At 54.5% G+C, this 18,403-nt stretch carries 18 protein-coding genes and 1 riboswitch; of the genes, 4 read left to right on the forward strand and 14 right to left on the reverse strand.

Annotated elements, in window-relative coordinates; translation table 11 throughout:
* Positions 1 to 235 precede the first annotated feature (235 nt).
* Both IKE44_RS01520 and IKE44_RS01525 read right to left on the reverse strand, forming a co-directional pair.
* A complete protein-coding gene (locus tag IKE44_RS01520) occupies positions 236 to 2,809 on the reverse strand; it encodes a vitamin B12-dependent ribonucleotide reductase (RefSeq protein ID WP_049624630.1) in 2,574 nt (857 codons plus the stop codon).
* A 253-nt stretch (positions 2,810 to 3,062) separates the two neighbouring features.
* Positions 3,063 to 3,902, reverse strand: coding sequence for a lipoate--protein ligase family protein (locus IKE44_RS01525; RefSeq protein WP_033010185.1), 840 nt, complete (start codon positions 3,900 to 3,902; stop codon positions 3,063 to 3,065).
* 149 nt (positions 3,903 to 4,051) lie between these two features.
* Here IKE44_RS01525 and IKE44_RS01530 point away from each other — a divergent pair, with 149 nt between their 5' ends.
* Positions 4,052 to 4,426 carry a rhodanese-like domain-containing protein gene (locus IKE44_RS01530; protein ID WP_033016410.1) on the forward strand — a complete coding sequence of 125 codons (375 nt, stop codon included), beginning with the start codon at positions 4,052 to 4,054 and terminating at the stop codon, positions 4,424 to 4,426.
* 58 nt (positions 4,427 to 4,484) lie between these two features.
* Here IKE44_RS01530 and IKE44_RS01535 read toward each other — a convergent pair whose 3' ends face one another.
* The 4 genes from IKE44_RS01535 to gcvT all read right to left on the reverse strand — a co-directional run bounded on the left by IKE44_RS01535 (position 4,485) and on the right by gcvT (position 9,778).
* Positions 4,485 to 5,675 carry an ROK family transcriptional regulator gene (locus tag IKE44_RS01535; RefSeq protein WP_064213575.1) on the reverse strand — a complete coding sequence of 397 codons (1,191 nt, stop codon included), beginning with the start codon at positions 5,673 to 5,675 and terminating at the stop codon, positions 4,485 to 4,487.
* Positions 5,676 to 5,857: 182 nt separating this feature from the next.
* Positions 5,858 to 7,324, reverse strand: coding sequence for an aminomethyl-transferring glycine dehydrogenase subunit GcvPB (gcvPB, locus tag IKE44_RS01540; RefSeq protein WP_033010187.1), 1,467 nt, complete (start codon positions 7,322 to 7,324; stop codon positions 5,858 to 5,860).
* The gene (gene gcvPA / locus IKE44_RS01545) at positions 7,317 to 8,663 is read right to left on the reverse strand and encodes an aminomethyl-transferring glycine dehydrogenase subunit GcvPA (RefSeq protein WP_049625172.1); all 1,347 of its coding nucleotides are present in this window, start codon (positions 8,661 to 8,663) and stop codon (positions 7,317 to 7,319) included. Before gcvPA ends, gcvPB begins: the two co-directional genes overlap by 8 nt.
* A gap of 17 nt (positions 8,664 to 8,680) precedes the next feature.
* Positions 8,681 to 9,778 carry a glycine cleavage system aminomethyltransferase GcvT gene (gcvT, locus tag IKE44_RS01550; protein ID WP_033016486.1) on the reverse strand — a complete coding sequence of 366 codons (1,098 nt, stop codon included), beginning with the start codon at positions 9,776 to 9,778 and terminating at the stop codon, positions 8,681 to 8,683.
* A gap of 189 nt (positions 9,779 to 9,967) precedes the next feature.
* Positions 9,968 to 10,056: riboswitch (glycine riboswitch) on the reverse strand.
* A 218-nt stretch (positions 10,057 to 10,274) separates the two neighbouring features.
* Here gcvT and IKE44_RS01555 point away from each other — a divergent pair.
* Positions 10,275 to 11,939: a DEAD/DEAH box helicase gene (locus tag IKE44_RS01555; protein ID WP_049626130.1), complete on the forward strand. Its 1,665-nt coding sequence runs from the start codon at positions 10,275 to 10,277 to the stop codon at positions 11,937 to 11,939.
* Positions 11,926 to 12,720, forward strand: a complete 795-nt coding sequence (locus IKE44_RS01560) for a YqhG family protein (RefSeq protein WP_033016406.1) — start codon at positions 11,926 to 11,928, stop codon at positions 12,718 to 12,720. Before IKE44_RS01555 ends, IKE44_RS01560 begins: the two co-directional genes overlap by 14 nt.
* Positions 12,721 to 12,815: 95 nt before the next feature.
* On the opposite strand, the gene IKE44_RS01565 is transcribed toward IKE44_RS01560, so the two are convergent.
* The 8 genes from IKE44_RS01565 to comGA all read right to left on the reverse strand — a co-directional run bounded on the left by IKE44_RS01565 (position 12,816) and on the right by comGA (position 17,232).
* Positions 12,816 to 12,995 carry a YqzE family protein gene (locus tag IKE44_RS01565; RefSeq protein WP_033016405.1) on the reverse strand — a complete coding sequence of 60 codons (180 nt, stop codon included), beginning with the start codon at positions 12,993 to 12,995 and terminating at the stop codon, positions 12,816 to 12,818.
* Between the two features lie 140 nt (positions 12,996 to 13,135).
* Positions 13,136 to 13,525: a competence type IV pilus minor pilin ComGG gene (gene comGG / locus IKE44_RS01570; RefSeq protein ID WP_033016402.1), complete on the reverse strand. Its 390-nt coding sequence runs from the start codon at positions 13,523 to 13,525 to the stop codon at positions 13,136 to 13,138.
* A 108-nt stretch (positions 13,526 to 13,633) separates the two neighbouring features.
* Positions 13,634 to 14,035, reverse strand: a complete 402-nt coding sequence (gene comGF, locus IKE44_RS01575; protein ID WP_230581369.1) for a competence type IV pilus minor pilin ComGF — start codon at positions 14,033 to 14,035, stop codon at positions 13,634 to 13,636.
* Between the two features lie 23 nt (positions 14,036 to 14,058).
* Positions 14,059 to 14,385 carry a hypothetical protein gene (locus tag IKE44_RS01580; RefSeq protein WP_033016399.1) on the reverse strand — a complete coding sequence of 109 codons (327 nt, stop codon included), beginning with the start codon at positions 14,383 to 14,385 and terminating at the stop codon, positions 14,059 to 14,061.
* Positions 14,369 to 14,812 carry a competence type IV pilus minor pilin ComGD gene (comGD, locus tag IKE44_RS01585; RefSeq protein WP_227412606.1) on the reverse strand — a complete coding sequence of 148 codons (444 nt, stop codon included), beginning with the start codon at positions 14,810 to 14,812 and terminating at the stop codon, positions 14,369 to 14,371. The genes IKE44_RS01580 and comGD overlap by 17 nt, the downstream gene beginning before the upstream one ends.
* A complete protein-coding gene (comGC, locus tag IKE44_RS01590; protein WP_080706542.1) occupies positions 14,796 to 15,092 on the reverse strand; it encodes a competence type IV pilus major pilin ComGC in 297 nt (98 codons plus the stop codon). Before comGC ends, comGD begins: the two co-directional genes overlap by 17 nt.
* A 41-nt stretch (positions 15,093 to 15,133) precedes the next feature.
* Entirely contained in the window at positions 15,134 to 16,162 is a 1,029-nt protein-coding gene (gene comGB / locus IKE44_RS01595) for a competence type IV pilus assembly protein ComGB (protein ID WP_033016395.1), read from the reverse strand.
* Positions 16,159 to 17,232, reverse strand: coding sequence for a competence type IV pilus ATPase ComGA (comGA, locus tag IKE44_RS01600; protein WP_011231917.1), 1,074 nt, complete (start codon positions 17,230 to 17,232; stop codon positions 16,159 to 16,161). Before comGA ends, comGB begins: the two co-directional genes overlap by 4 nt.
* Positions 17,233 to 17,424: 192 nt before the next feature.
* On the opposite strand from comGA, the gene IKE44_RS01605 reads away from it, so the two are divergent.
* Positions 17,425 to 18,123: a helix-turn-helix transcriptional regulator gene (locus IKE44_RS01605; protein WP_011231918.1), complete on the forward strand. Its 699-nt coding sequence runs from the start codon at positions 17,425 to 17,427 to the stop codon at positions 18,121 to 18,123.
* The last annotated feature ends 280 nt before the right edge of the window (positions 18,124 to 18,403 follow it).

Raw genomic sequence — 18,403 nt, forward strand, 5'->3', positions numbered from 1 at the left:
GATCAATTTTATAGTTTTGTGTACAATTCATCTGAAGTCCTCCTTGGCATGATGGTAATTGTTTGACACCCCTGCATCATACCAAGAGGGCTTTTTTTGATCAAGTCCCCGGAAAAGCTCCTAACGGGAATGCTCCTTTTACCACTACATCTTGGCTTTTGCCTTTTATGTAAAAAAACGCCGGTTCCTCTACGGAAACCAGCGTTTCATCCATCCAAACCCATCCGTATCACCATTACAGGCCGCACTTCAGCTGGGCGCCGCAGTTCGTGCACGTGTTGCAGCCGCCGATCTCTTCGACCGTTCCTTCGCGGCAAATCGGGCAAATGTTGCCGATTTCGGAGCCGATCGTCACATCGGTGGCGCGCACATCTTGAATCGTATCGACAAGCACGACGGCGCGTTTCGTTTCTTTTTCCTCTTGTTCTTCTGGAAGCAGTTCTAGCTGTTCTTCGATCCGGTTTTCTTCCGCTTTCAACGTTAACACTTGCTCATCGCGGCTGCCGTCGACGTAGACGGTGCCGCCTTTCGCGCCGCCGCGCCATAAACGCTCGTACACTTTTTGCACTTGCTCGACGGTGTAGCCTCTCGGCGCGTTGACCGTTTTCGACAAGCTCGAGTCGACCCAGCGCTGAATGATGCATTGCACATCGGCGTGCGCTTCCGGCGGCAAGTCCATCGCCGTCACAAACCAAGGCGGCAAATGGTTCGGGTCGGCTTCCGGATGTTTGTCCAAATATTCTTGGACAATGTCCGCTTTCACTTCGATAAATTTGCCCAAGCGCCCGCTCCGGTAGTACGAGAACGAGAAGTACGGCTCCAGCCCGGTTGAGACGCCAACCATCGTTCCCGTCGATCCTGTCGGCGCCACCGTCAGCAAGTGTGAGTTGCGGATGCCGTATTTCAAAATATCTTGGCGAATGTCATCCGGCATCCGTTTCATGTAACCGGTGTTGATGAACGCTTCGCGCAACTTTTGCGTTTCTTCTTCCGTTTCGCCGACCAAAAACGGGAAGCTGCCTTTTTCTTTCGCCAGCTCGATCGAGGCCCGGTAAGCGGTCGTGGCGATCGTGCGGAACAGTTCGTCCACAAGTTGATTTCCTTCCTCGGAGCCGTACGCTTTTTCGCAGTAAATGAGCAAGTCGGCAAGCCCCATGACGCCAAGGCCGATGCGGCGCTCGCCGAGCGCCTGTTTTTTGTTTTCCTCAAGGAAGTATGGCGTAGCATCAATGACGTTGTCTTGCATCCGCACCCCGATTTCAACCGTACGCTTCAGTTTTTCATAGTCCACGACTTTCCGCTCTTTGTCCACCATGTTCGCCAAGTTAATGGCGGCCAAGTTGCAGACCGAATATGGCGCAAGGGGCTGTTCCCCGCACGGATTGGTCGCCACGACTTTTTGTCCGTACGCGCGAGCGTTCGTCATTTCATTGGCATTGTCGATGAAGAAAATGCCCGGCTCGGCTGAATACGTCGCACAAATGTTGATCAACTTCCAAAGCTCGCGGGCGCGGATTTTCCGGTAGACGCGGACGCGGTAGCCCATTTGTTCCCATTCGCGCACATCGCCGACTTCATGCCATTTTTCATTGTAAATGCGCATTTCTTCTTCAGAATACGTTTCTACGTCCGGGAAGCGCAACGCGTATTCTTCGTCCTTTTCGACCGCTTCCATGAATTCTTTCGTCAAGCAGACGGAAATGTTCGCACCGGTCAAAAAGTCCGGGTTGTGCACCGTGTATGTACCGCCGGTGCGCAGTTTTTCTTCGGCATCTTTGATAATTTCCTCTGTGAAGCCGCCGTAGTCAGGCGCGTTTTTGTACCGGACGATCGCTTCGTACATCGTCCGCTCCCGCTCGGTGAGCGGCGTGAATTTCAGTTTGTCGCGCGCTGCTTTTTTGATGCCCTCGTCTTCCATATTTTCAAGCAGGTAGCGCAAAATGCGCGGGTTTTGCATTTTCGAGACGATGAATTCGATAATGTCCGGGTGCCAGTCGGCCAGCATAATCATTTGGGCGCCGCGGCGGGAGCCACCTTGCTCGACAAGGTGGGTCAGCTTCGCAATGTCGTCAAGCCATGAGACCGACCCGGACGATTTGCCGTTCACCCCGCGCGCAAGCGTATGGCGCGGCCGCAATGTCGAGCCGTTCGTCCCAACGCCGCCGCCGCGGCTCATAATTTCCATCACCTGCTTCCGATGTTCGGAAATGCCTTCGCGCGAATCTTTCACAAACGGCATCACATAGCAGTTGAAATACGTCACTTCCTTGCCTGAACCCGCCCCGTACAACACGCGGCCGGCCGGAACAAAATTCAAGCTGGCGAGCTCTTGATAAAACTTTTCGAACCACTCTTTCCGCTTTTCTTCGGTCTTTTCCACCGCCGCCAGCCCGGTCGCATTGCGCTTGGCGATTTGCTCATAGAAAATCTCGAGCGGCTTGTCGATAATGTCGAGCGATCGAAGGACAATGCCGGTTTCCGCCTCCTCGCCTTCGAGCACGTGCCGGTATTCGTCTTCAATCAACACGCGCGCTTTTTTCGCCTCCCAGTCAATATCGACGATAAAACCGAGACCGCGGGCTGGGAATTTCGGGTCCTCCTTGATCGTCAACACAACGAAATCGCCCGGTGTGAGCGTCAGCTTTTCCGTATCCTTAAACGAATAACGGTCCAACATGACCAAACGGGATACGCCTTTATGGGTGATGTGCATATCCGGCGTAATCGGATGCACTTGCGGAAATAGGCGGATATCCTCGTTCAGCTTGTCAATATTGATTTTCATTTTTTCGGACGACGCCACCGTCATTCTCCTATCTCTCCTCTTTTATATAATTATATAATCTCTCATGTTTTTGCCAATGTTGCCCTGTCTTCTCTACCTTACCATATCAAACAGAAAAAAACAATATATAGTATGATTTTTTACGAAAATCATACTATATATTGTGATTTAGAACAGATCATTTCGTTTTTGTCAAGCAAAAAAAGACAAAAAACGGCGAAAAACGGACCAGCCATGCCGTTTTTGCCAAAACAGGAGCGATGTTCCATATTGCCGCCTAACGCTTAAAGTTCCATTCATCGCTTTCGTATTTCGTCCGCGCCAGCTCTTCGACGTACGCCAACTCTTCGGCGGTGAGCGTGTACGGTTCCAATACGATGTTCAATCCTTTTTCAAATCCTTTGTAAAACGCTTCTTTCGCTTCCTCGATCGTCACCGTGCGGCTCGTCAACTCATTGATCGCGACGGCTTTCTTTTTAAAATCGCGCTGCAGACGCTCTTTCACCCGCTCGTTTGGATATTTAAACAAGCTGAACAGCAAGTCTTCGTCCAAATCGAGCAAAATCGAACCATGCTGCAAAATGACGCCTTTTTGCCGCGTTTGCGCGCTGCCGGCGATTTTCCGCCCCTCAACGACAAGTTCGTACCACGACGGTGCGTCAAAGCAAACAGCCGAGCGCGGGCTGCGCAAATCCGCTTTTTCTTCTTCTGTTTTCGGCACGGCGAAATACGCGTCAAGCCCAAGGAAGCGAAATCCTTCCAAAATGCCCTGGGAGATGACGCGATACGCTTCCGTCACCGTCTGCGGCATCGCGGGATGCGATTCGGAGACGATGACGCTGTATGTCAACTCTTTGTCATGAAGAACGCCGCGCCCGCCAGTCGGGCGGCGGACAAAGCCGAGGCCGTTCCGTTTCACCGCGTCTAAATCAATTTCTTTCTCCACTTTTTGAAAATAGCCGATCGACAACGTCGGCGGATTCCAGCCGTAAAAGCGGACCGTCGGCGGAATTTTTCCTTCGCTGTGCCACTCTAAGAGCGCCTCATCAAGCGCCATATTAAACGACGGCGAGCCCTCGCCGGAGTCAATAAAGCGCCATACTTCCTTTTTAGCCATCGTTCCACCTTCTTTTCAGAATCACCTTTACTAGTTTAGCAAACAACGCCGGCCAAGGGAAGAAAAATGGCATCGCGAAAACACTTTGCTTCCGAGCGGCAACTCTATATAATAGGAAATAGCGGACAAAGCGAAAGGAGGCATGACGGGTGGAAGCATTGCTCATTATTCTCGGGGCGGTCATCGTGTATTCCGTCATTACGTACTTCTGGCAGAAGAGAATTGTCAAAGCATTGACAGAAGAAGAGTTCCGCGCCGGCTACCGGAAGGCGCAATTGATCGATGTCCGTGAACCGGATGAGTTTGCGGCTGGACATATTTTAGGGGCGCGCAACATCCCGCTGACCCAACTGCGCATGCGCATGAAAGAATTGCGCAAAGACCAGCCGATTTATTTATATTGCCAAAACGGGCTGCGCAGCGGGCGGGCCGCACAAATGCTTTACCGGAAAGGGTATCGCGATTTGTACCATTTAAAAGGCGGATTTAAAACGTGGACCGGGAAAGTGAAGAAAAAAGCGTAGCGATCGGCAAAAAGAGGCGCGCTGCCGGACTAGGCAGGCGCCTTTGCTGTTGCGGCCGTCAAGGAGCCGTCTCAAATTCCGGCGGCAGGACGACCGCCTCAAGCACCGAAGCAGCCGCGCCGATGGCGCAGCTTTTCTCTTTCAGCTTGGAGGAGATGATAGACGGCTCGCTTTCTTTTTTGACGAGAATGCGCTCCCTCACCTCTTTGCGCGCTGCATCAAGCACGAAATCACCGGCCTGAGCAAGCGGGCCGCCGATAATGATCGCCTCCGGATTGTACGCGTAGATCACCTGCAACAGTCCGATGCCGAGATAACGCCCCGTTTCCTCCAAAATGCCGGCCAACGGTTCATCGCTTTCCGCCGCCAGCGCCATCGCGGCGATGGAAAAGCGGTCGTCCAGCCACTCCGAACGGCCTTCTTCGGCCAAACGGCGTTCAATATATTTTTGTGAAGCGTACATTTCCCAGCAGCCGGTATTGCCGCAAGTACAGCGGACGCCGTTGACATCGATCGTATGATGGCCGATCTCGCCCGCTAGCCCGTTCACCCCGCGATACAGCTGATGATGAAGGACGACGCCGGCGCCAATGCCGATGCCGGCGCTAATATACACAAAATGGGCAAACTCCTTGCCGGCGCCGAACCATTTTTCGCCAAGCGCCGCCAGTTTCGCCTCGTTTTCGACGATGACCGGATATTGCGGCCATCGCTTTTGCAAGGCCGATGCCAACGCCACATCGCCCCAACGCAAGTTCGGCGCAAAAATCACCGTCCCGCTTTCCGTATGGACAACGCCCGGCACCCCGATGCCGATTCCCATTACGCCGTACGGCGTCGTCGGCGCCCGGCGGACCGCGGCTTCAACCAATTCGGCCATCTCGCCGACAATCGCCTCCTGCCCTTCGGACGGGCGGAACGAACGCCGCTGCTCCCATATGATTTCAGCATTTAAGTTCGTCACCACGGCGTACAAATAGTTAACGCCGAGCTCGACGCCGACAAGCGAACCGGCGTCGGCATTAAAGCGGAGCATGAGCGGCCGGCGTCCGCCTGTGGAGACGCCGATGCCGCTTTCATGGACAAAATGCTCGGCGATCAGCTCATCGACGAGCGCTGAAACCGTCGCTTTATTCAGTCCGGTCGTTTTCGCAATATCGGCGCGTGAAATCGGGTGTTGGTCGCGGATCAATTTCAGGACGAGCTGTTTATTTATTTTTTTGACAAGAGTGATGTTCCCTGTCCTCACGTTTTCGGTCATCCTTTTCGTCATGACTTTTAGTATGCACCGCGAATGATGGATCAGCCATTGCTATTAGTTTATATAATAAACTAACTCGACTTTTCTGTCAATGCCGCCATAGCAATGCAGCTGTCCCCAAACGAAACGGCCCGCCCACTGTCGGGCGAGCCGTTTGTCGGTATCACGGATCAGTTTGTCGGCTTTTGATAGCGCAAAATCGGCTTGCGCGCTGCGGTCGTTTCATCAAGCCGCTTGACGACCGTCGTATGCGGCGCTTCTTGAACGATTTCCGGAGTTTCTTCCGCTTCCTTGGCAATTTGAATCATCGCATCGATGAACGCATCGAGCGTCTCTTTCGACTCCGTCTCGGTCGGCTCAATCATCATGCACTCTTCGACGATGAGCGGGAAGTAAATGGTCGGCGGATGGAAGCCGAAATCAAGCAGCCGTTTCGCGATGTCAAGCGTTCTGACGCCAAGTTTCTTTTGCCGCTTGCCGGATAAGACAAACTCATGCTTGCAATGGCGGTCATACGGCAAATCGTAATACTCGGCAAGACGGCGCATCATATAGTTGGCGTTTAAAACGGCGTATTCGCTCACCGCTTTCAAACCGTCCGGCCCCATCGAGCGGATGTACGTGTACGCCCGGACGTTGATGCCGAAATTGCCGTAAAACGGCTTGACGCGGCCGATTGACTGTGGACGGTCGTAGTCAAGGTAGCAACGGCCGTTTTCCCCTTTGGCGATGACCGGTTTCGGCAAAAACGGCACAAGGTCAGCTTTCACCCCGACCGGGCCCGATCCTGGCCCTCCGCCGCCGTGCGGGCCGGTGAACGTTTTATGCAAGTTCAAATGGACGACGTCAAAGCCCATATCGCCGGGGCGCGCCTTGCCGAGGATGGCGTTTAAGTTCGCGCCGTCATAGTACAGCTTGCCGCCCGCTGCATGGACGATTTCCGCCATTTCGACGATTTGCTCTTCAAACAGCCCGAGCGTGTTCGGGTTCGTGAGCATGAGCGCCGCTGTGTCAGGGCCGACGACGCGCCGCAAATCCTCCAAATCAACAAGGCCGGCGGCAGTCGATTTGACCGTCACTGTCTCAAACCCCGCAACGGTTGCCGACGCCGGATTCGTACCGTGCGCCGAATCCGGGACGATTACCTTCGTCCGGTTGAAATCGCCGTTGGCCTCATGGTAAGCGCGGATCATCATGAGCCCGGTCCACTCGCCATGGGCGCCGGCGGCCGGCTGCAAGGTGACCGCATCCATGCCCGTGATTTCTTTTAAATGCTCCTGCAAGTCGTACATCAACTCAAGCGCCCCTTGCACCGTTTCTTCCGGCTGCAGCGGGTGGATGTGGGCAAACCCGGCGAGACGGGCGACGTTTTCATTGATTTTCGGATTGTATTTCATCGTGCACGATCCAAGCGGGTAAAACCCGGAATCAACGCCGTGGTTTCGCTTGGAAAGCGCCGTGTAATGGCGCATCAAATCGAGCTCCGATACTTCCGGCAGCTCCGGTTCTTCAGAACGCAAATAATCGGGCGGCACAAGCTCGCTGACATCGACAGCCGGAACATCGAGCGCCGGCAGGCTGTAGGCGATCCGTCCCGGCTTGCTTCGTTCGAAAATAAGCGGTTGATCGTTATGCATGGCAATCCCCCAATTCATTGACGAACCGATCGATTTCTTCTTTCGTGCGCAGTTCGGTGACAGCAACAAGCATATGATTGGAAAGTTCCGGATAATCACCGCCAAGGTCGCAGCCGCCGATGATCCCCTTTTCGAGCAGGCGGGCGTTCACCTCAGAAACCGGACGGTTGAGCCGGATGACGAATTCATTGAAAAATGGACCGGCAAACGGCGACACAACCCCGTGCTGTTCGAATGCCTGTTTCGCATAATGCGCCTTTTGCATGTTCATCGTCGCCATCTCTTTTACGCCCCGTTTTCCGAGCGCCGAGAGCGCCACCGAGGCGGCGAGGGCATTCAGCGCCTGGTTCGAGCAAATATTGGATGTCGCTTTATCGCGGCGGATATGCTGCTCGCGCGCCTGCAGCGTCAACACAAACCCGCGGCGCCCGTCTTCATCTTTCGTTTGCCCGACGAGCCGGCCTGGAATTTTCCGCATCAGCGGCGCTTTGACAGCGAAATACCCGCAATGTGGGCCGCCGAACTGCATCGGGATGCCAAACGGCTGCATATCGCCGACGACGATGTCCGCCCCCAATGCGCCGGGCGGGGTCAAAATGCCAAGGGCAAGCGGATTGCTCGCGACAATGAACAGGCTTTTCTTTTCATGGACGAGCGGCTCCATCGCCTTGAGCGGCTCGATTTGCCCGAAGAAGTTCGGGTATTGGACGACCACACACGCCACGTCATCCCCTATTTCCGCTTCAAGCGCTTGAAGATCGGTAACACCGCCGTCGTACGCAATTTCTTTTACCTCTAATCTCTGCCCTTTCGCATACGTGCGCACGACATCGCGGTATTGCGGGTGAACGGCCGCGGAAATAAGCACTTTCGTCCGCTTCGTATGAGCGGCAGCAAGCAGCACCGCTTCCGCGAGCGCCGTGCCGCCGTCGTACATCGACGAATTGGCGACATCCATGCCTGTCAGCTCGCATACCATCGTTTGGAACTCAAAAATGGCTTGCAGTTCGCCTTGGGAAATCTCCGGCTGGTACGGCGTATACGCCGTATAAAATTCGGAGCGCGACAGGACGTGGTCGACCACGGCCGGAATATAGTGGTCATACACGCCCGCTCCTAAAAAGGAAACATATTGCTTGGCGTTGGCGTTTTTGTCCGCTAACGCGCTTAACTCTTTCCATAGCTCCGGCTCCGACTTCGCCGGTTTCACGTTCAACTCGCCGCGAAAACGCACTTGTTCTGGAATGTCGGCGAACAGCTCATCAATGGATGCAACGCCGATCGTTCGCAACATTTCCTGCTTGTCTTCTTCCGTCATCGGCAAATAACGATGGAGCACCGTATTTTCCTCCTTGCTTATGACTTCGTCCGCTTGTAAAACGGGATCGGTACAATCTTCGCCTTCAAGCGCTTGCCGCGAATGTCCACCTCCACGACCTGACCGGCTGCGGCAACATCCGCTGTCACGAGCGCCAACCCGATGTTTTTCTTCAGCGTCGGCGACTGCGTGCCGGTCGTAATGAATCCGACTTCAGCGCTCCCGGCAAATACCCGGTAGCCATGGCGCGGAATGCCGCGGTCCATCATCTCGATGCCGACAAGCCGCCGCGGCGGTCCGGCTTCTTTTTGCCGCTTTAACGCGGCCTGGCCGATAAACGGCGATTCTTTTTCCGTTTTGACGGCAAACCCGAGCCCGGCTTCAAGCGGGGAGATCGTTTCGGACAATTCTTGGCCGTAAAGCGGCAGACACGCCTCAAACCGGAGCGTATCGCGCGCTCCCAGTCCGCATGGGAGGACGCCGTCTTCGGCCCCGGCTGTTAAAATGGCCTCCCATAACGTGATGGCATCCTCTGCCTGGCAATAGATCTCGAACCCGTCTTCGCCCGTATAGCCGGTGCGCGAGACGAGCGCCTTTACGCCGGCCACTTCCACATTGTCTTGGAACGAAAACGGACGCATCGCCGGCAAATCCAGATTGGTTAATTTTTGCAGCACGCGTTCGGCCGCTGGTCCTTGCAGAGCAAGCTGCGCCGTTTGCGCTGAAACGTTGTCAAGCTCGACATCCGCATCGATGTGCTCATTCAGCCAGGCAAAATCTTTTTCCGTATTGGCGGCGTTGACGACAAGCAAATAGTCGCTCTCTCCTTTTTGATAAATAAGCAAATCATCGACCGTGCCGCCATCTTCGTTGCACATGAGCGTGTATTGCGCCCGCCCTGGACGAAGCTTGGCGACATCGTTCGTCATCAGTTTTTGCAAAAAGGCAAGGCTTCCGCGGCCGCGGACCGCAATTTCCCCCATGTGGGAGACGTCAAACAGTCCGGCGCGCGTCCTTACCGCTTCATGCTCTTCCTTGATGCTTGCAAACTGCACCGGCATTTCCCAGCCGCCAAATTCGACTGTTTTGGCGTTGTAACGGGCGTATACCGGAAATAGCGGCGTGCGCTTTAACAAGGCGATTCCCTCCCTCATCGAAATGCATGACGCAAAAAAGGACAGACTCCCCCCCTTTGCGAAAAAGAGAGGCTCTGTCCTGGCACCTGAAAGTTTCCCGTCGGCCGCTTGCCTGCGCCTTGGCGGCAGCGAGGTCCCGACGGTTTCCCCTTGGGTGGCCCGCCGATAGGCAAGCGCTCTCCAGAGCTGCGTCAAGCAAGAGTCTTTTTGCCTGAGAGATTCGCGTTTCCGCTTGCTCCTTCGGCGCTACATTCCGTAGTCTCTCCCCTTGCCGTCATCCGCCGATCAATAAAATTTTCCAAAGCGGGCATACTAAGAAACGCCCTTGACCGCCATTCATGCGAATGTTCTAAATTTATACTACCATTAACCACTCAAAAAGGGCAATAGGAAATGATCGAACTTTTATAGAAATTAGTCATCAAAATGTTCTTGTTTTGTCTAACAAAGAGGGTTTTTACGGAATAAACATTCGTTACAAGGGAAGGGGATGGACATGAACATTGCGATCGAAATGGACGAGACGTGGAAAAAGGAATTTCTTGAGCGCATTGAAAAAGACGGGCCGTGGGCAAGCTGGGAAATGTATGAGCTGGCGTTAGAGGCAACCCATCATTTAAGCGTGCCGGAATTTGACGGCCTGCAGGCGCCTAAGCACTTGCCGCATTTGACGATCCTCCCGCACCAGCTCGAAGTGGCGCGCCGCGTCGTTGAAGAGATGAACGGCAAAGCGATTTTGGCCGATGAAGTCGGACTTGGCAAAACGATTGAAGCCGGGCTCGTCCTAAAAGAGTATATGATTCGCGGCCTTGTGAAAAAAGCGCTCATTCTCGTTCCCGCCTCCCTTGTTTCACAATGGGTGAAAGAATTGAACGAAAAGTTTTTCATCCCGGCCGTCCAGCAAAAAAAGAGCTACATCTGGGAACAATGCGACATTGTGGTTTCTTCGATCGATACAGCGAAAAAGGAGCCGCACCGCTCCATCATTTACGAACAGCCATACGATATGATCATCATCGACGAGGCGCACAAACTGAAAAACAACAAAACGAAAAACTACGAGTTTGTGCAAAATTTAAAAAAGAAGTTTTGTTTGTTGCTGACGGCGACGCCGATTCAAAACCGGATTGAGGAAATCTTCAACCTCGTCTCACTTTTGAAGCCGGGCCATTTAGGCAACGCCGAGCAGTTTGCCAAAACATACGGCAAAACAAGGGCGGTGCAGGCGAACGAGCATTTAAAAGCGCTCGTCAACAAAGTAATGATCCGCAACCGCCGCGCCGATACACCGATCGAATGGTCGAAGCGCCATGTCGAGCCGGTGTTGATCGAGTTTACGGATGAAGAGCGCGAACTGTACGAAGCAGTGAGGGCGCTCCGCCATGAGCCGTTCGCCGGTTCGTTTTCGCTCATTACGCTGCTTCGCGAGGCGTGCAGCAGCCGTGAAGCGCTGTTTTTAACCATAAAAAATATGATGGAGAAATGCGAAGGAGCCATTCCTGAAGCGCTTGAGCAGGTGCTGGAAAAAATCAACGCCGTCACGACGAATTCAAAGGCGGAAAAAGCGCTTGAACTGATCCGCTCCATTAACGATAAGGTGATTATTTTTACGGAATACCGGGCGACACAGCTGTATTTGCAATGGTTTTTAAAACAGCACGGCATTTCATCCGTCCCGTTTCGCGGCGGCTTCCGGCGCGGCAAAAAAGACTGGATGCAGGAACTGTTTAAACACCACGCCCAAGTGTTCATCGCCACCGAAGCGGGCGGCGAGGGCATCAACTTGCAATTTTGCCGCTATGTCATCAACTACGACTTGCCGTGGAACCCGATGCGCCTTGAGCAGCGGATCGGCCGCGTCCATCGCCTCGGGCAGACAGATGACGTTTACATTTACAACTTCGCCGTCAAACAGACAGTCGAAGAGCATATTTTAACGCTTCTCTATGAGAAAATCCGCTTGTTCGAGCGGGTAGTCGGCGAGCTGGACGACATTTTGGCGAAAATGAACCTCGCCAACTTGGAACGCTACTTCGAAGACGCCTTCGTTCATTCACGGAGCGAAGGGGAGATGAAAATCAAAATGGAAAACATCGTCGCGATGATCGAGCTGGCGGAGCAGCTCGGAAAGGAAGGAGGCAAACGGCATGCAGCAACATGAAATCCGTCGTTTTGTGGAGCGTTATTTTGCCGCCAACGGGTGCACGTTGTTGGAAGCGAATGACGACTATATGACGGTCCAGCTGACGCCAGAAATGGATAAAGAGCTGATGAACCGGCCGTTTTACTGGCATTACATCGAACGGACGGGCGGCGTCCCGCAGCCGATGCAGCTCACGCTGATTACCCGCCCGAGCGAACGGACGGAAAAGCTGAAAGGCGACCGGCTTCATTTCGGGGCGCCGCGGCTGCATCAGCTGTTCCGCTCGGCGCAAAAACGCGGCAGCTTCATTCGTTTGTACGAAGAGCCGGACGCCCCGCTCGCCAGCCATGCCGCCCTTCATCCATGGCTTGGGATGAACGTTGTCATTTCCTACGAATGCGACCGAAAAAAAGATGCCATCGTCTCTCTCGGCCTTCATCTCATCAGCGGCACGATCATCGAATCGTTCCACGAGCGGCTCCGCGCGCGCCGGCTGACGCCGAAAATCCCGGACTATTGTTTTACAATTTCGCCGCTCATTAAGCCGCCAAGCGGCATCGCCCGCCTCGAGCAATATATCCGCGGCCGCATTGCCGCCGACGATCATGCATGGGCCGAGGAAGCGCGCCGGCGCTGGGCCGACGATTTAGCTTTGCTTGATGAGTTTTACAAAGAGACGGAAGAAAAGCCGGAGTGTTATTATATCGAGAAAGAAGCGCTTGAAAAACAGTACAAGCCGCGCATCACCGTTTCCGTCATTAACGGCGGGCTGTTTTACTTGCTGCCTCGCACATCGTGAGCTGCCGTGCGAAAAGCCTGCGCCTGAGCCCGGCGCGGATTCCGCCATCCCTCCCCATCAAAAACGCCCGCCGGCTGCAAGCCAGCGGGCGCCCATTACAGGCGGCGCCGAAACAACAAACGGAGCGAAAGCGGCACGATGCCGAACAAGCGGTAAGAGAGCGGCGGCCGCTCTTGTTTGCGCGCGCTCCGCCGCCGCGCCCGCTCCTCTTTTGGCATATCCATATACGTGACGAACCGCTGGGTGACAAATTTGACATAGTCGTTGACTGCCATCGAAGCCCCCCCTTTTTTCTTTTAGTTTTTCCTCATCTTTCCTTTTTTAACCGTTTTCCGAAAGAAGTCCCCTCCTCAAGAAACGTAAATGGCACAGCCCGATGAGTAGGCGGGAGATGAATTTCGGCCGGCGGAGCAGTTCACCCGTTTTGCTCCGTCCATTCCGTAATATCGAGCGATGGAAGGGCAACGGTGAAGGCGACCGTCCGCTGCAGTCCGGCCGCCGAGCGAACCGTCAAGAAAACCCGGACGCTCGCCTCCGTTTCCTTTTGCCACCGGCAGACCGCCTCCCCGCGCGGATACGTCCACTTTCCTTCCTGTTTCGTTGTCACAGCAGCCGTTGCTGCAATTTGTTCCTTTACATCAAACACCGCCATTTGCACGAGCTCGTCCGCCTCAGCCGCCTGCCGGACGGCGTGCGCCGCCTTCTGCTCCGCCTCGTATAAAAGTGCGGCATTCGTCATAAAAAACGCTAGCAGCAACGCGACGACCGCGACAAGCGGGAAAATCACCCCATCTTGGCGGCCCATTTGTCCTCCCCCCTTACGTCTTTTCCTCCTTGCCGACACCGCGCAAAGCATGAGGCCATAAAGCCTCAATGATGCGCTCGCTTCGTTCCAGGCTTAGCGCCGCCTTGCCTAAAACATCCGCGCCACAAACGCGTCGCACACCTTGCCGTCATCGGCTGTCACTTGCAAAAACAAGCCATGGGCGCCGATGCGATAGGACACCGCCCGCACATGGCGGAGCGCCGTCTCGTAGCCTGCTCCATTCACTTGACGAATCAGTTCCGCTTTTGGTGCAACCAACGAGAAACTGACCGTCTCGCCATTCCATTTGTGTAAGTACAGCACACGGCCATCCGTCGACCATTTTTTCGCTTCATTCAACTCGATTTGCAGCTGCTGCAAAAACAGCCTCCATTCCAAGCGCGCAAATCCGTCGCTCGGCTCTGCGGCGAGCGGGCGGACAGCAAGCAGCGCCGGGATGACCGCGGCCACCGCTAAAGCAACAGCCAAGGCCATCAATGCCTCAAGCAATGCAAACCCGCCTTCCTTACTTCCTATCGCTTGCTGTACCCGCACCGTTCTTTTTCGCGGCCGGCATAATCGTTCCAACGCACACAGACTTTCCACATCCGCCCTCCTTCCTCATACGCCCGAAGCCGAAACACCGTCCGCCCAATCGATGCCTTCGTTTCACCAACAAGCGGCTCCTCATACAGCGCAATGGCCAGCAGCCGCTGCGCTTGTTCTTCAAGAGCGAGGTTGTTCCGTTCAAGCTCCATTTGCATCAACATAGGCAGAAAAACGGCGGCCGCCGTCCATAACAGCGCCAACGCGAACAACGCTTCCATGAGCAAAAATCCGCGGCTACATTTTTTGCACATAAAACCGCCCCTTCCCGAGCAAAAACGTCACCTTGTAGCTGCCCCGGCCGCTTTTCACCCAAACAGTTCCCGCTTGCTCGATATTGCCATTATCGGTAAAGATGAGCGGATTACGGAGCGTGCCGAGCTGAAACCGCCAAGGCGCAGGAAGCGAGCGGACAACGACTGTCCGGCCGCTTCCTCCTTCGACCGCCCTATACTCACCGCGTCCATTGCTGAAAAAGACGGACACCTTCCTCCGATGGGCGATGGCGTGCTGCTGCGCGCTGTACAAGTCGACGCGCAGCACGGCCAGCATATGCGCTTCCTCCTGCTGGCGCACCGCCCCACCGAACGCCGGAACAGCCAACACCGACAGCAAAAGGACGACCGATAAAACGACCAGCATTTCAAGCAGCGTAAACCCGCCGTTACGAGCCACTTTCACTCACATCGCCGTTCGCGCTGATTTGGATGGCATGACCGTTCGGACATTTGTCCGACTTGATATAGCGGCCAGCGAGCAATTCCTGCACCGTCGGAATTTTGTTATGTTCCATCTCGTATGCCTTCACTTGCGCCTGCACGGTGTTCAGAAACGCTTCGCACCCTTTTTCGTTAATCATGCTGTTATGTTTCGCAATGTTCGGAATCGCAATGAGCAGCAGCACGGAAATGACCATCAGGACGATCAACATTTCAATGAGCGTAAACCCTTTTTGGTTCACAACTATTCCTCCTCGCTCGACAAATGTAGTTATCGCTTGTTTTACAAGCTGTTCAACATCGAAAACATTGGCAGCAAAATGGCCAAATACATGCCGACAATCAGCGCCCCGACAACCGACAGCAAAAGCGGCTGCACGAGCTTCAGCGCAGCCTCGGCCCGTTTTTCGATCATCTGCAGCAAAAACTCGCTGTAATGTTCAAGTTCTTTGCCAAGCTCGCCGTTCGACTGGCCGTGGCGGATGACAAGCGCCAGCTCTTGTTCGTAATAGCGGGCGGCGCCGATTAATCTGTCAAGCGCCATCCCTTTCATCAACCCGTGGCGAAGGCGCCGGCCTTCCATTTGCAAAAATGGCCAGGACGACGGCTCGCTGAACACGCCGAGCGCATCATAAACCGACAACCCGGCCTGCAGCAAGCGCCCGAGCTGTCGGGCAGTCAGGCAGGTGAGGAACAGTCTCAGAAACGAAGCAAGCCCTGGAATTCGCAAGGCGAATTGAAGTTTTCGGGAGACCGGCCAGCGGCGGAAATAAGCGGTGTAAAACAGCCCAGAGAACACCGCCAAGACGGCGATGGCCGCCATCGCCATAGGGGCATGGGCGACCACCGCAAGCAGCCAAGCGGTGTGCCCGCGTTGTGGAGAAAACGCCGCCGCCGCCCGTTCAAACTGCGGCAGCAGCCACCATTCCATCAAGACGAGCATGATGATGAGCAAAGAAAGAAGGAACAGCGGATAGCGGCTGAAGCGGTGAAGCTGCTCGTAGAAGCGCGCTTTTTGCGCCAGCGCTTCCCCTGTCTCTGCCATGCCGCGCGGTAAATCGCCATGCCGTTCGGCAAAAAAGAGAAGGTTAACCGCCATGCGGTCGACCGACAGCGCTTCGACAGCCGCAAACAGCGGCAGCCCGGCGCGCAGCTGCTGCAAACAGCGTTCCACTTCCATCCGGCGGTGTGTGGGAGCCTGAATGGCCAAAAACTCAAGCGCTTGCCCAAGGGGGTAACCGCGCTCGAGCAACCGGCCGAGCCGAGTGAAAAACAACGCCTGTTCAGCGAGCGGCCACATTTTGCGTTTCATCTTTCTCCCCCTCCGACGAGCTCAAGCATGCGAACGGGCAGGTAGCCGAGCGCAATCCCCTTGCGGATCAAGCGCGCCAGCGTCATATAAGAGCGCTTTGGCTTCCCTCTCCCATTGGAGAGGGAACGAATCACGTCCTCCAGCGCTGAACCGCAAAGCAACTCATAAACAGCCGTGCGCCGGCGTCGTCCAAGACGGCCGCACGATGGATGGCAATCGTCGCCGCACAGCGGGCAGCAAAGCTCGACAAGCCGCTGGGCAGAGACGGCAAGCAGCGTCTCGGCCAAATCGCCGAGCGGAATGCCGAATTCATGCAGCCGGTAGACGGCGCCGACTGCATCGGCGGCGTGCATCGTCGAGACGACCAAATGGCCGCTCAACGCTGAACGGATGGCAATGGCCGCCGTATCATGATCGCGGATCTCGCCGACCATCAACACATCCGGGTCATGGCGCAGCGCCGCTTTTAACCCGGCGGCGTATGTGATGCCTGCTTTTTCATTGATTTGCACTTGCAACAATCGTTCGTTCTGTTTTTCGATCGGATCTTCAAGCGTGATGATGTTGCGTTGCCTTTCAGCTTGGCAAAGATCAAGAAGGGTGTAGAGGGTCGTCGTTTTTCCCGACCCCGTCGGGCCGGTCAACAGCACAAGCCCTTGCGGATGCTGCATGAAGGAAAATAATCGTGCGGTGGAGCGGAAGAATAAAGATAGTTCGCGAAGCGGCAGAGAGAAGCGCTGCGGCAGAAGCCGAATGACGAGGCTTTCATCGTAGAGCGTCGGCAATGTCGATAAACGCAAATACACCGTTTCCCCAAACTCAGCCACTTCCATGGCGCCGCTTTGCGGACGGCGTCGTTCCCCGATGTCCATGCCGGCTAAAAATTTAAAGTGGGCGATGAGACGTTCCGCCGTTTCCTTCGAAAGCACGCCAACGTCGACAAGCATGCCATCAAGCCGAAGACGAACAGCGGCATCGCGGCGGCGCGGAACGAGGTGAAGATCCGAGGCGCGGCGCTGCACCGCTTCGGCGAGAAGGCGGTTTGCCGTTTGTTCGATCTCGTTCAGCACATATTCCCTCCTTTCGACAGACTGCTTTGTATTTCGACGAGCATGAGTCGTTATCCTGCTTTTGGCGCAGCTTTTTTGTGAAATTTTTTTGAATGTCAGTCCACTCACTGCCAATAGTGACAAAAATCATTCCTCGCTTTGGACGATTTCATTATAATAACCATATCAATGATTCATTTAGGAGGGAAACCAATGGAACAAACGCTGAAAATCACAAGCGTATTGTCTGACCCGACAAGATTTCATATTTATGAATATATGGCAAAAGTGCATCGCGAAGTTTCTGTTCAAGAAATCGCAGAAAAATTTCATATCCATCCAAACGTTGCCCGCTTGCATTTAACGAAGCTTGAAGACGTTCGCATGGTCGTATCGGATACGCAAAAAACGGGAAAAGGCGGGCGGCCGAGCCGGCTGTACCGCCTGTCCGACGAAGTGATCGGGCTGTATTTTCCGTTCCGCGATTATCAACTCCTCGCCCGCATCGCCATTCAAACGATGGCCAAACTCGGTCCCATTGGAAGCGAGGCGTTGCGTGAAACAGGAAAGCGGTTCGGCCGTGAGCTCATCGCCAGCCGTTTGCCGCATAACGGCACAGCGAGCGCGCTCACCATGGCGGACAAAATCGCCATAATGGAAGAGGCGGCCGAAGCGGCTGGATTTTTGCCGCAATTGCACTATGATGAAGAAAAAGGAGTGCTATACCTCGATATTTTCAACTGCCCGTTCAAAGAAATCGCCGCGCAAGCACCTGATACCGTCTGCGGCATGCACCACGCTTTTTTGGAGGGAATGGTCGAGACGCTGTTTGCCGGTGCTGAAGTAACGGAAACGGAAAATATGATGGAAGGCAGCCACCGCTGCGCCTACCGCACCATCATCCGTCCGTGACAGCGTCCCTCCTTCCTTCTTTTTTGTCTGAAGCAAGCAACGGCCGGCATTGGCATCATTTCTTACCACTTGTCCGAAAGCGTTATTTACATTCCCAATCATTGTACATTATAATAAGTAAAGACCAATGGATTGCTCAAAAAGGAGCATTCCCGTTAGGAGCTTTTCCGGGGACTTGATCAAAAAAAGCCCTCTTGGTATGATGCAGGGGTGTCAAACAATTACCATCATGCCAAGGAGGACTTCAGATGAATTGTACACAAAACTATAAAATTGATCA

It is taken from the genome of Geobacillus sp., assembly GCF_017515625.1.
Taxonomy (GTDB): Bacteria; Bacillota; Bacilli; order Bacillales; family Anoxybacillaceae; genus Geobacillus; species Geobacillus stearothermophilus.

Excerpts from the sequence above, each read along its gene's own strand:
- IKE44_RS01520 (WP_049624630.1), bottom strand. The coding sequence starts at position 2,809 with ATGACGGTGGCGTCGTCCGAAAAAATGAAAATCAATATTGACAAGCTG.
- IKE44_RS01525 (WP_033010185.1), bottom strand. The coding sequence starts at position 3,902 with ATGGCTAAAAAGGAAGTATGGCGCTTTATTGACTCCGGCGAGGGCTCG.
- gcvPB (WP_033010187.1), bottom strand. The coding sequence starts at position 7,324 with ATGCATAACGATCAACCGCTTATTTTCGAACGAAGCAAGCCGGGACGG.
- IKE44_RS01555 (WP_049626130.1), top strand. The coding sequence starts at position 10,275 with ATGAACATTGCGATCGAAATGGACGAGACGTGGAAAAAGGAATTTCTT.
- IKE44_RS01560 (WP_033016406.1), top strand. The coding sequence starts at position 11,926 with ATGCAGCAACATGAAATCCGTCGTTTTGTGGAGCGTTATTTTGCCGCC.
- IKE44_RS01565 (WP_033016405.1), bottom strand. The coding sequence starts at position 12,995 with ATGGCAGTCAACGACTATGTCAAATTTGTCACCCAGCGGTTCGTCACG.
- comGG (WP_033016402.1), bottom strand. The coding sequence starts at position 13,525 with ATGGGCCGCCAAGATGGGGTGATTTTCCCGCTTGTCGCGGTCGTCGCG.
- IKE44_RS01580 (WP_033016399.1), bottom strand. The coding sequence starts at position 14,385 with ATGTGCAAAAAATGTAGCCGCGGATTTTTGCTCATGGAAGCGTTGTTC.
- comGB (WP_033016395.1), bottom strand. The coding sequence starts at position 16,162 with ATGAAACGCAAAATGTGGCCGCTCGCTGAACAGGCGTTGTTTTTCACT.
- IKE44_RS01605 (WP_011231918.1), top strand. The coding sequence starts at position 17,425 with ATGGAACAAACGCTGAAAATCACAAGCGTATTGTCTGACCCGACAAGA.